The 13,319-nt window shown below is 44.4% G+C and carries 11 protein-coding genes; all 11 read right to left on the reverse strand.

From position 1 onward, the window contains the following. Nucleotides 1-53 precede the first annotated feature (53 nt). Nucleotides 54-827 carry an HAD family hydrolase gene (locus tag CCC71_RS01020; RefSeq protein WP_021842248.1) on the reverse strand — a complete coding sequence of 258 codons (774 nt, stop codon included), beginning with the start codon at nt 825-827 and terminating at the stop codon, nt 54-56. A gap of 53 nt (nt 828-880) precedes the next feature. Then, a complete protein-coding gene (locus CCC71_RS01025; protein ID WP_021842247.1) occupies nt 881-1,123 on the reverse strand; it encodes a DUF1653 domain-containing protein in 243 nt (80 codons plus the stop codon). A gap of 106 nt (nt 1,124-1,229) precedes the next feature. Next, nucleotides 1,230-2,480 (reverse strand): ATP-binding protein, encoded by a 1,251-nt coding sequence (locus tag CCC71_RS01030; protein WP_226974497.1) that lies wholly within the window; start codon nt 2,478-2,480, stop codon nt 1,230-1,232. Nucleotides 2,481-2,702: 222 nt separating this feature from the next. Then, nucleotides 2,703-3,713: a ketol-acid reductoisomerase gene (gene ilvC / locus CCC71_RS01035; protein WP_021842245.1), complete on the reverse strand. Its 1,011-nt coding sequence runs from the start codon at nt 3,711-3,713 to the stop codon at nt 2,703-2,705. A gap of 48 nt (nt 3,714-3,761) precedes the next feature. Beyond that, a complete protein-coding gene (gene ilvN / locus CCC71_RS01040) occupies nt 3,762-4,250 on the reverse strand; it encodes an acetolactate synthase small subunit (RefSeq protein ID WP_021842244.1) in 489 nt (162 codons plus the stop codon). Then, nucleotides 4,240-5,982, reverse strand: coding sequence for a biosynthetic-type acetolactate synthase large subunit (gene ilvB / locus CCC71_RS01045; RefSeq protein ID WP_296334085.1), 1,743 nt, complete (start codon nt 5,980-5,982; stop codon nt 4,240-4,242). The genes ilvN and ilvB overlap by 11 nt, the downstream gene beginning before the upstream one ends. A gap of 232 nt (nt 5,983-6,214) precedes the next feature. Further along, nucleotides 6,215-7,438, reverse strand: coding sequence for a threonine ammonia-lyase (gene ilvA, locus CCC71_RS01050; RefSeq protein ID WP_295247081.1), 1,224 nt, complete (start codon nt 7,436-7,438; stop codon nt 6,215-6,217). A 250-nt stretch (nt 7,439-7,688) separates the two neighbouring features. After that, on the reverse strand, nt 7,689-9,347 hold the full coding sequence (gene ilvD / locus CCC71_RS01055) for a dihydroxy-acid dehydratase (protein WP_295247082.1): 1,659 nt from the start codon (nt 9,345-9,347) through the stop codon (nt 7,689-7,691). Nucleotides 9,348-9,598: 251 nt separating this feature from the next. Beyond that, nucleotides 9,599-9,751, reverse strand: coding sequence for a hypothetical protein (locus CCC71_RS01060; protein ID WP_021842240.1), 153 nt, complete (start codon nt 9,749-9,751; stop codon nt 9,599-9,601). Nucleotides 9,752-10,017: 266 nt separating this feature from the next. After that, complete coding sequence (locus CCC71_RS01065; RefSeq protein ID WP_296332660.1) at nt 10,018-11,421, reverse strand: amino acid permease; 1,404 nt, start codon at nt 11,419-11,421, stop codon at nt 10,018-10,020. Between the two features lie 321 nt (nt 11,422-11,742). Beyond that, a complete protein-coding gene (gene brnQ / locus CCC71_RS01070) occupies nt 11,743-13,104 on the reverse strand; it encodes a branched-chain amino acid transport system II carrier protein (RefSeq protein ID WP_296332662.1) in 1,362 nt (453 codons plus the stop codon). Nucleotides 13,105-13,319: the final 215 nt, after the last annotated feature.

A 13,319-nucleotide genomic window follows, 5' to 3' on the forward strand; every position in this document is an offset into this window, starting at 1 on the left:
CTTCGATTTTCATTTATGAAGCGCGGCCCTATGGGCATCAACAGAGCAACAACTTAAATCCAACCGAAATTTTTACAAGCTTCGTAAATGCCGTCATTATTACAATCGGCCGTAATATAATCAGCCGCCGCTTTAAGCTCTTCACGGGCATTCCCCATGGCGATGTTAAGCCATTCCGGATTAAACATGGACAAATCATTATAGCCGTCGCCGAACACTACCACATCGGCCGGTTCCATGCCGTAATGGGCAATCATGCGACGCACGCCTTCCCCTTTAACCATAGGTTCAAACAAGATACAATCATTGCCATAGCGAATGATGTCATTCGACATATGAACGACGCCGGTGGCAGCTTCCTGTTCCGGTGTCATGTAGGCATAAATTTTGTAAAAATGTTCTACCTTACGATAGTCAAAATTCGGATCGTATTTGGTCGTGCATACATCCCAAACCGGATGCCAGTTAAGCACTTCTTCATACGGTGTAACTCGGACCAATTCATTCACATCGGTTACGGCCCAGTGAAGCCCCAACCTGTCCAGTTGTGCCAAGTAGTTAAGGCACGCTTCTCTATCCAAGCCTTCCATAAATAATATCTCATTATTAACGGTCACACTCTTACCGCCATCAGCCACAAAGTCATGCACATTCGCCATATCGGCAAAGCGTTTCGCATCGATTTGCAAGCGCCCCGTCGCCAAGGCTACGCGATGACCGTTCGCCTTTAACGTATCGAGCGTCATTTGAGCACTTTTTGGAATAATGCCATCCGGCCAAACAGCCAGCGTGTTATCAACGTCAAAAAAGAAGAATTTCTTTTTCATCAATGCCTCCCATCACATTAATATTTCATATAATTATACAGTTAAATGTGTTTTTATGCTTTGTCACGGCCCGACATCAGTTTAAACCGTTCTTTCTGTGTTACATCAGGATATTTTTCATGGTCTACCGGACTGGCAAACATAGACAACGGACGAATGTACGTCTTACGTTCACCATATAACTGCTGATACACAACGAAAGGTTCCCCCGTTTCCGAATGAACGGCGATGTCTTTTACGTAATAATACATGCCTTTGAAGTGGCGATATAAGCCACCTACTACGATTTCGTGCATACGACCTCCCATAAGTTGTGATTAAGAATAAAACTCATTGTTTCGCTTTTTTTATTGTAACATATGAGGGCGAAAATAAATACTTTTAAACTTATTTCACTACGGTTTATCTCTTATAACGAGTAGCTCGCCCCAATCCTATTTTAGTAATATATTGTTTTTCTATTAACGAATTAAGTAATCGAATTACTTTACCACGCTTATATCCTAAATGTTCAACTACTTCTGCTGTTGTTAGTTCTCTATTTTCGTTAAATGCAGATAATACAACCCTTTCATCATCAGTTAATCTTTCCCTATCAGTTACTACCGGCAACACAACCGTAATTGTGTTGTCCATAACGATAAATTGGGGTTGTATTGCTTTTCCTTTATAAGCTTCTTTAATACGACGAATACCGGTTCCCAATCTTTCAATTAAATGTAACCTATAAAATAAACTTCCCAAAATCGGGTTTCTTAAACTTGAAATATAGCCTTCTAAATATTCTTCCTTGCTCAAGCCATTAGGTAAGCCGCCCGGTGATGATATTTCAATCCGATCCTCAAACATAGCTACTCTAACATGTATATTTATATCCCAAGTACGATGTACCAATGCATTAGCCATGACCTCACGAAAAGCGGTTTCCGGAATTTTTTCTACTACTGTCCGCTCTACGCCTCTAACTTCTTCATAGCGGTAGTATAACTTATAAAACTCAATCGCTTCTTCATATTGCTTAAAAATCGATTGTTTATCTATTGTACGGCGACTTAAAATTTGATTAATATCTACGCCAAATTTAACTATATCCGTTCCATAAAACGGATTTTCATCAGCTACAATAGCCGCCGCATTATTGAGTTCATGTTTTTTGGTATAAAAGCCCAACGTTCTCAGTATATCCGTTGTAAACTCTTCAATATTTAATCGTTCTTTTACTAATTTTTCAAGCAAAGTAAACTTTAAGTCTTGATCCAAGGAAGGTAAATCTTCAAACTCCATGTTTTTTCCGGCTAATACTAATCGTTTCAATTCTACTTGATCAACTTTAACCGTAGATGTATCACTACGTCGATAGGCCGTACCATTGTATAAATATGGTTTATATTCACCTTCTTTAACTAATAATTCAATCGTTCTATTTTTTTCATTTACAATCAATTCAAAATCCGGCTTTGGTAAAATACTATCATTTATTTTGTTTTCAATAGCCAGACAATCTCCATTTAAATCAGAGAGACCCTTAACAGTCCCATCATCGGCAATACCAAAAATAATTTTCCCATCGCCAAAATTAGCATAGGCACTAACCGTTTTCAAAAAATTATTATTAGTATTTTCTTTATATTCTAATATTTTTGACTCCTTCATACATTCACCCCACTTTATATTCCCTATTATAATGGAACGAAAAATAGAACGCAAATTTTTTCATTCCATTTTTCGTTCTATTTTAGAACGTATTTTTACATTTCGTTCCATCTTGCGTTTCATTTTTGAAACAAAAAAGCAATTTGCGTTCCAAACGAAATGGAACGCAAATTGCTTTCATAGGATTTTATATGCTCTAAAGGAGTATTAAATTCTTAATTCTTATTTTTTAATCCAGCTCATCAAGCCGCGAAGTTCGGCGCCCACTTTTTCAGATTCATGATTAGCCGCTTTTTCACGACGAGCATACAATTTCTTGAAGCCGTCATTATAATCGGCCAAGAATTCATCGGCAAACGCACCGGATTGAATATCTTTCAAGATTTCTTCCATCTTTTTACGTGTTTCAGCGGTGATTAATTTGGTACCGGTTGCATAGTCACCGTATTCGGCGGTGTTGGAAATGGAATTACGCATAGTATGGAAACCACCTTCGTAGATGAGGTCTACGATAAGTTTCATTTCGTGAACGCATTCAAAATAAGCGTTAACCGGATGGTAACCAGCTTTCGTCAAGGTTTCAAAACCGGCTTGCATCAATTCGCAGATACCGCCGCAAAGAACGGCTTGTTCACCGAACAAATCGGTTTCTGTTTCTTCGCGGAAGGTTGTGCCCAAGATGCCCGCACGACCGGCGCCGATACCGGCCGCCCACGCCAAAGCCAATTCTTTAGTATCACCGGACGGATCTTTTTCTACCGCATAAAGGCTCGGTACACCGCTGCCTTCTTGGAAGGTACGACGAACGAGATGGCCCGGTCCTTTAGGGGCTACCATAAATACATTCACATCAGCCGGTGGTACGATTTTTTTGAAATGAACGTTAAAACCGTGAGCAAAGCCGAGATAGGCACCTTTTTTAAGATTCGGTTCTACGTCTTTTTTATAGGTTTCCGCCTGCAATTCATCAGGAATAAGCACCATAACTACGTCAGCGTCTTTTACCGCATCAGCCGTCACTTTAACCGGTAACCCGTCTTTTTCGGCTACTTGCCAAGATTTAGAGCCTTCACGAAGGCCTACGGTAACATCCATGCCGTTTTCTTTTAAATTAAGCGCATGGGCATGCCCTTGTGAACCGTAACCAAGTACGGTGATTTTTTTACCTTTTAATGCGTCCAAATTGCAATCTGCATCATAATAAACTGTTGCTCCATAGATTGTTCCTGCCATAATTGTTCCTCTCTCTCTGCCAGCTTCCCGGCTAACCTAATCTATCGCTTATAATCGTTCGCCCCGGCTCATTGCCGTCACGCCCGTTTTAGCCATTTCAAGCACCCCGTAGGGTTTCATAATATCAATAAAGCCGCGTAGTTTTTCTTCATCCCCCGTCAGTTCAATGATGAGCGATGTTGGTGCCACATCGAGCACATTGCCGCGATAAATATTGGCAATCTGCACGATTTGTGAGCGGGTCTGGTCGTCAGCCTTTACTTTAATCAGCATCAGCTCACGTCGTACCACATCGGTCTTGGGGAATACTTTCACTTTAACTACGTCGATAATTTTATAAATCTGTTTTTGGATTTGATCCAGTGTATCCGAATCGGCATCCACCGTAAGGGTCATACGGGCATAGCCCGGTTGAACCGTCACGCCGGAGGTCATTTTTTTCACGGAATAGCCGCGCCGGTTAAAAAGCGCCAGCACGCGAGCGCCGATGCCGGATGTGTTTTTAGTTATCACCAGAATTTGATGCTCATTCGACATCGTCAGCCACCCCTTCCTTACCGCGCATATCCGCTACCGTCATACCGGCCGGAATCATAGGATACACATTTTCTTCGCGCGCTACGACACATTCGATGAGCACGCCATCGTCCGCATCAAGCGCTGCTTTTAACTTTGATTTTAAATCTGTTTCCCCTTCGATTTTCACACTGCGTACGCCATACGCCGCCGCCAATGTTTGAAAATCCGGATTACAGGATAAGTCTACATAGGAATAACGCTTATCGTTAAAAAGCTCTTGCCACTGCCGTACCATGCCCAAGTAGGAATTATTAAGGAGTACGATTTTCACCGGCAATTTATACTGATTAATGATCATTAATTCATGAGCCGTCATCTGAAAACCACCATCGCCTGCCACAAGGACTACTTTGCTCTTTGGCATCCCCACTTGCGCCCCGATGGCGGCCGGTAAGCCAAACCCCATCGTACCGGCGCCGCCAGATGTAACGATGCTGTTCGGTTTCCGATAGGTAAAATACTGAGCTGCCCACATTTGATGTTGCCCTACATCGGTGACGATAACCGCATCACCTTGAAGCAATTCATTAAGTGTTTTTAACACTTGCTGCGGTGGCAAAGTACCGTCAGGTTGCTTGTTATAACGCAACGCATATTGTTTTTGCCAAGCCTTAATCTGTGTGAGCCAAGCCTCATGGGCGGCCACCTTAGCCTCGTCTTCGCCGATCTTCAGCTCCTTATTCAACGCCTGTAAAACCTGCTTTACATCACCTACAATCGGCACATCCACCTTACGGTTTTTCTCAATTTCCGCCGGATCGATGTCGATGTGAATAATGGAAGCGTTTTTACAAAACGCTTCCGGATTACCGGCGATACGGTCATCGAAGCGAATCCCTGCGGCCAATACTACATCAGCTTCATCAGTAGCGAAGTTTGCAGCTGCCGTTCCGTGCATGCCGAGCATCCCCAAGAATAACTCATGGTTCCCCGGAAATGATCCCAAACCAAGCAATGTATTTGTCACCGGAATTTGGGCTTTTGCAGCCAGTTCAAAAAGTTCCGCCGAAGCACGGCCTTTTAAGACACCGGCGCCGGCAATAATCAACGGGCGTTTCGCATTTTTCAAGACCTTGGCCGCTTTTTTTATCTGCTTAGGATGACCTTTATAATTCGGTTCATAGCCTTCGAGAGCGAAGGGCTCTTCATAAAGCTTATCGAATTCATCCCGCGTAATCTCTTTTAGCTGAACATCTTTCGGAATATCTACGAGCACCGGCCCCGGCCGCCCCGTCGTTGCTATATAATAGGCTTCGCGCAAGATGCGAGGCAAATCGTAAATTGATTTTACGAGGTAATTATTTTTCGTAATCGGCATCGTAATCCCCACAATGTCGGACTCTTGGAACGCATCTTTACCGAGTAAAGCACAACCGACCTGGCCTGTAATAGCCAGCACCGGCACGGAATCCATATGTGCCGTCATGAGCCCGGTCACTAAATTAGTCGCCCCCGGTCCCGATGTCGCGAGGCACACACCGCATTTACCGGTAGCTCTGGCGTAACCATCGGCCTCATGTGCCGCCCCTTGTTCGTGGCGGGCAAAATAATGGTTCAGCTTCGGGTATTTATAGATCTCATCGTAAATCGGGATAACGGCACCGCCGGGATACCCGAAAAAATCGGTCACTCCCATGCGATGAAGCGTTTCCAATACGATGCGCGCCCCGTTTATCATGGCGTCCCCCATTCGCTCACATCCTCTCTCTGTTTTCTCAAAACAGTACTTTTTCTTTTAGATTTCTAAAAAATTTCTCTCAATTTTTTCTCATCGTTTGCTTGTCTTTGCAAGCCATCACTTCGAACGTTTTCTCAGATTTTATTTAATACTGTATAATTCTTTTTTGATTTACTGCAACCTATTTTAATTGTTTCGTATAACTAATTTTTCATAACTGATTCTTTAAAAATAATTAAATCTGTTAACGTTCGTTTATTTCGCTCGTATTAATACGGCGAATTGTGTAGCCCTGTTTAGCAAACTCTTCGGTAATGCGGCGAATATGTTCTTCACCGTTAGTTTCTACCGTTACTTGTAATTCTACTTCGTGGAAACGATCCAAGTTTTTGAACTGATTATGTTCCAATTTAATAACATTGGCATTTTGACCGGCCAGGATTTCCGATACCGCTACCAGTTGGCCCGGTTTATCCGGTAAGTTTACGGAAAAGGTAAAAATACGGCCCCGCAATACCAAACCTTTATTAATCATGGAAGCGATAGTCAATACATCGATGTTCCCGCCGCTTAATATAGATACTACCTTTTTGCCTTTTTCTTTCAGTTTCTTTAACCCCGCAACGGATAAAAGTCCTGCATTTTCACCGACAATTTTATGTTTTTCCGCAAGCAACAAGAAGGCTTCCATCAATTCGTAATCGGATACGGTGACGATTTCATCGACATACTCTTTAATATACTTCAAGGTCACATCGCCGATTTGCTTAACCGCCGCCCCATCAGCAATCGTACTGACACTGTCAAGCACCACCGCTTTATCGGCTTTTAATGCAGCTACCGCACTGGCCGCACCTTCCGGTTCGACACCGACTACTTTAATGGATGGATTTTTTAATTTGGCCGCTGCCGCTACGCCTGCAACTAAGCCGCCGCCACCGATTGGCACAAGCAAGATATCTGCATCCGGCAATTCTTCAAGCACTTCCAAAGCAATTGTCCCCTGACCTTCGATGACGTCTTCATCATTGAAAGGATGTACAAACACATAGCCGTTTTCCTCTTGCAAGCGAACCGCTTCGGCATAGGCTTCATCATATACTTCCCCGGCCAGCACAACTTCGGCACCATATTGGCAAGTTGCTTCAATCTTGATGAGCAGGCTTGGCTTCGGCATTACGATAACTGCTTTAGTCCCCAATCGTTGAGCCCCGAGCGCCACGCCTTGTGCGTGATTGCCGGCGGAGGAAGCAATAACGCCACGCGCTTTTTCATCCTTCGTAAGCTTAGCAATCTTGTTGTACGCCCCTCTTAATTTGAAGGAGCCGGTCCGTTGTAAATTCTCCGGTTTAATATACACATCATTGCCCGATTCATCTGAAAATACCGTGCTGTGTATTAGCTTTGTTTTGACCGTTACCGTCTGCAAACGCTCTCTTGCTTCTATAAAATCATACAGTGTTAACATCCTACCCATCCTTTTTGCTCAATTCTCTCTATATTAAGGTTTCTCACGCCTCATTTAATGTTCTCTCTCGATTTTTCTCGCTATGGCTAAGGTTTCTCAGGTCTTAGTCAAAACTCTCTCAATTTCTCTATATAAAAGGTTTCTCACACCTTATAAAATGTTCTCTCTCTTCTTTTCTCTGAATCGGCCAGGTCTCTCAGGTCTTGCCGATTAACGCGCCTTTTTAGTAGCTTCCCCGGTTATTAAACGCTTAATATTTTTCAATAGCTCCTTCGGCTGCCGACGATACGAATGTAGCATATTTTTTCAAGTAACCCGTAGCACCGGAATCATGAGGCTTTAGATTGGCTCTTCGTTTTGCCATTTCTTCTTCCGTCAAACGCACCGACAAGCTGCGGTTTGGAATATCGATGTCAATCACATCGCCCTCCTGCACCAGTGCCAACGGCCCCCCGGCCGCCGCTTCCGGTGAAATATGACCGATGGAAGCGCCTCGGGTAGCGCCCGAGAAGCGTCCGTCCGTAATAAGTGCCACATCCTTACCAAGGCCCATGCCGGTAATCGTGGATGTTGGGGTCAACATTTCCGGCATCCCCGGTCCACCTTTCGGTCCGGCGTAGCGAATAACCACCACATCGCCTTTCTTAATTTGATTCGATGTAATGGCTTCGCAAGCCGCTTCTTCCGAATCAAATACCCTGGCCGGACCACTGTGTACCAACATTTCCGGATCCACCGCACCGGCTTTAACGACCGAACCGTCCGGCGCCAAATTACCTTTCAGAACGGCGATACCACCGGTTTCATACACCGGATTGGACCACGGATGAACTACATCTTCATCCAGCACTTTAGCTACTTTAGCAAGTTCCCCTTGCGTAACCAAAGTTACGGATTTGGTATCTTCGTGTAACTTGCCCGCTTCCTGTAAACGATGAAGTACGGCAGGAATGCCGCCCGCTGCATACAAGTCTTCAATGAAGTACGAACCGGATGGTGATAATTTTGCCAGCTGCGGTGTAACTTCAGCGAGTCGGTTAAAATCATCCAAGCTTAGTTTTACACCCGCCTCATGGGCTACTGCCGGTAAATGTAAGGCCGTGTTCGTCGAACCGCCAAGCACCATGTCGACGGCTACGGCGTTTTCAAAAGCATCTTTGGTAAGTACATCCCGTGGTCTTAAATCCGCTTTCAAAACCTCCATCACTTGAAGTCCTGCCCGCTTAGCCAATCTTAGTCGTTCCGAGTATACCGCCGGTATCGTACCGTTCCCCGGAAGAGCCATGCCCAAAGCTTCGGTGAGGCAGTTCATGGTGTTCGCCGTGTACATCCCGGAGCAGGAGCCGCAAGTCGGACAAGCTGTATCTTCGAGCTGTGCTAATTCCGCCTCGCTCATGAGCCCCGCTTCTACCTTGCCTACCGCTTCGAATACATCGCTGAGGCCTACCCGTTTGCCTTGATGTCGCCCGGCGAGCATCGCTCCGCCGCTGACGAAAACACTTGGCAGATTCAATCTGGCTGCCGCCATCAACATGCCCGGTACGATCTTGTCGCAGTTCGGAATGAACACGAGCCCGTCAAACGGTGTAGCCATGGCCGTCGCTTCAATCGAGTCGGCTACAATCTGCCGTGTCACCAGCGAGTACTTCATGCCGATGTGATTCATGGCCGTGCCATCGCAAATCCCGATAGTGTTGAATTCCATGGGAATACCACCGGCTTCACGAATCCCGTCTTTCACAGCCTGCACCAAATTACGTAAGTGCATATGGCCCGGGATGATTTCATTGAACGAATTGGCGATACCGATGACCGGTTTGCCGATTTCTTCATTCACAAAACCCAACGCTTTTAGTAACGACCGATGTGGTGCTCTTGCCACCCCTTTTGAAAAATTATCACTTCGCATGTTTCTCGCTCCTTTTCCTAATCGAATAACTTGCAAGGCCTTCGCCTGTAGTTTAAGCTCTTGGTACTTAATAAAAATTAACGATGTCACTTCATAATTGCCATTCAATCTTTGGCATCTTCTTGAAATATCGTGTTAGTAATAAAAAAAGACGATTCCGAAGAATCGTCTTAAAAATATCCGGCTAAATGTTCTCTTGTCTCTCACAAATATACGAAATACAGTATACGGTTTATGGCCCAAGCTCTTTATTAGCTTGCCTTCCCTTGCATCAAGGGGAGCTCAGGGCCATGATTTGTGGAAACTTTTAAGACGATGTCTGTTAAGTTTTGTTCACGGCTAATGACGATAATAATGTCAATAATAATGAGCAAGCTAATAATGAGCACGACTAAACCTAACATAACATTGTCCTCCTTTCCACAGTATTTTATGTGCCTTGGCACGTAACTTAAATCGATATCTGAAAATCCCAACGACCAACTGTCCACTGACCTTGTATCGTTGTTCATTATATTAGCACTTCATTTTTAAAATTGCAAGTACTAATTTTCAATTTTTTTAAAATAATAGACAAAAATCCATATCTAATAAACAACACAAAAATGCGCCACGAGCATACATACTCATGGCGCACCATAACTAAGCTTTTATTAAATTATTGAGCCTCCTAAAGCGACTCCGTAGCCTCACGGTTACCGTTAAGCAAGACGCTATGCTTGCGGCCGTAGCCCATGTAAACCAAAAAGCCTAAAACACTCCAACCCACGAAGAGCTCTATAGTATGAGCCGATAATTGTGAGAATACAAAGAGGCAGAAAATTATAGCGAGCGGTGCTACCACATACACGGCAGGGCAACGGAAATCGCGTTTAACATCCGGATATACCCGACGTAACACCATAACCCCGAGAGCCGAACACATGAAGGCAAACAAGGTACCGGCCGAACACATCTCAGCTACGATATGAATCGGCGTGAAGCCCGCAATCAATGAAACCACCACACCTACAATCATCGTAATAATGTGGGGCGTGTGAAACTTTTTATGAATGCGGCATAAGCTGCGCGGAATCAAACCGTCACGACTCATGGCGTAAAAAGCACGGGTCTGCGCATAGATCATAACCAAGAGCACCGTGGACAAACCACAAAGCGCACCGGTCCCGACGATAGCCGAACCGGCTCGCATGCCTACATATTCAAGTACGTAGGACGCCGGTGCCGCCGTATCAAGCTGTTGATACGGTACCACACCGGTCATGACAATGCTGACCGCAATATATAAAACCGTGCAGATAAGCAGTGACGCGATGATGCCCACCGGCATATCCACTTTAGGATTCTTTGTTTCTTCCGCCGCCGTCGCAATGGAGTCAACCCCGAGATAGGCAAAGAATAAAATGCCCGTACCGGCTGCGACGCCTTGCCAACCATATGGTAAAAACGGCTCCCAATTAATTGGGTCCACATGAGGGGCCGCCAAGAAAAGGAACAAGAAAATCGTACCCACTTTGATTAAAACCAGTATGCGATTAACTCGCGCACTTTCACGAATCCCCAGAACCAAGAGCCCTGTAACGAACAGCACCACCAACATGGCCGGCAAATTCACAATGCCCCCTTCATAGGGAACCGCCGTTAAAGCCTTCGGCAAGTCGATGCCCGCTGCATGCAAGATGCCCACCAAGTACGCCGACCAGCCGCCGGCTACCGCACTGGCTCCGACCGAGTATTCAAGGACCAAGCCCCAGCCGACCCACCAGCCGAAGAATTCGCCCAAGGACGCATAGGTGTAGGTATAAGCACTGCCCGAAACCGGCAACATGGCCACCAGCTCCGCATAGGCCAAACATACAAAGGCACAAGTAACAGCTGCCAATACGAATGATAACATGAGGCCCGGCCCCGCATAATTAGCAGCTCCGATACCGGTAAGTACGAAAATACCCGTCCCGATAATAACGCCTAAACCTAATAGGGTAACATCCAAAGCGCTCAATGCTTTGGTTAATTTTTTCTCCGCCGCCGCTGCAGTCAAATCAGCCAACGGCTTCCTACGCAACGAAATCACAAAATTCCTCCTATACTACTTACGCTACTTGCCCGGATCCGGCCATTAACACTTTGATACTCCATATCAAACAAATTACATGACAAACTATCAAGTTTTTAACCGCACATTACCCAGGCTTTACCTAACTATTATACACTATTTACAAAGATAACCAAAACGATTCCACCGGAAGATAACCAAAACGATTCCACCGGAAGATTCCCTACGCGACTCTGACTAATTTTCTTGCAAACGTTACCGGCACACAAAAAAGGCAGCCCCCCCAAGGACTGCCTTTTGTTGTTATTTCTAAACAATGACTAATGCATTATTCAATGATTATGCAGTTTTTTCTTCACCATTTACGGCCGATTTAGATACTAAAGCTTTATTGATAAAGCCTACCACAAAACCTACCACAGTAAATGGAATCCAGCCCATACCTACGTTATGGAACGGTACATAATTAGCGAACCATTCGCCGAAGGCACCAAGGCTTACACCGGCTGTTTCAGCACCGCTGACAAAGGCCGCTACACAGGTCAAACCGATAGTCCAAACATATACACATTGACGACCTTGGAATGTGTTATTCAAGAATGCCAAAGCGATGATGGCAATAGTCAACGGATATAAGAACATCAATACCGGAATGGCAGCTACGATGATAGTTTTCAAACCATACATACCGATGAAGAACGATACAACGGTGAAAACTACGGCATAGGATTTATAACCGATAACCGGGAATACACGTTGGAAATATTTAGCACAAGATGTGATCAAACCGATACTGGTTGTCAAACATGCCAACAATACAATAACGGCCAAGATTAAAGCACCGATACTGCCAAAGAGGTATTTAGCACTTTCAGCCAATACAGGTGCACCTGTTTCCAAGATGCCAAGTTGCTGCACACTGGTAGCCCCCAAATTAGCTACGAAAATGTATACAAAACCAAGGCAAGCAACGGCGATGATGCCCGCTTTAAAAGTAGCACTAGTAACTTCTTCTTTCGTCTTAGCACCGGATAATTTTACAAAGTCAATTACAAGAATCGCAAATACCAAGGAAGCCAACGCATCCATTGTGTTATAACCGTCAAGGATACCTTGAACAACCGCAACACCTGCGGTAGCATAGGATTCAGTCGGATTCATATAAGAACCCATTGGTGTAACCAAAGATTTTACAATCAAAGCACAGATACTGATTAACAATAATGGCGTTAACACTTTACCGATACGGTCTACCAATTTGGCAGGGTTAATGGATAACCAAAGAGATATTACGAAGAATACCACCAAGAAAATCGTCTGTGACATATCACTGCCACCGCCAGCTAAGAACGGACGAACAGCAATTTCATAAGATACGGTACCGGTACGCGGAATAGCGAAGGCAGGTCCGATAGTTAAATATAATAATACCGTGAAAAGAAATCCGTATAACGGATGAACTCGGCCGGCCAATGCCTGTAAGTCTTTGGCCCCGGAATAACCCATAGCCATAACACCGAGGAGCGGTAAGCCTACGCCTGTCACAATGAAGCCCAGAACAGCCCACCACACATTAACCCCGGCCTGTTGTCCCAATGACGCCGGGAAAATTAAATTGCCCGCACCAAAAAACAATGCGAACAACATCAAGCCTATAGCTATATAAGCTCGATTACTCAATTTTACATTTTCTGTATTCATAAGTCCCCATCCTCTCTCAATTAAAATAGGTTTGCAATAGATTATACAACGTTTTTACATATTGTACAAATGTATTTTAAAACTTTTTACCGGTTTATTCATTACTTTTTCGCATAAATTTATAACAAACATCATATACTTATCAAAAAAGCCGAAACATAAATTCCCCGGAACGCCCATTTTAACTGAATAATATGTGTAATCATCATTTTATC

Origin of the sequence: Veillonella sp. LMAG:90 (assembly GCF_008679445.1) — a bacterium.
Classification (GTDB): domain Bacteria; phylum Bacillota; class Negativicutes; order Veillonellales; family Veillonellaceae; genus Veillonella_A.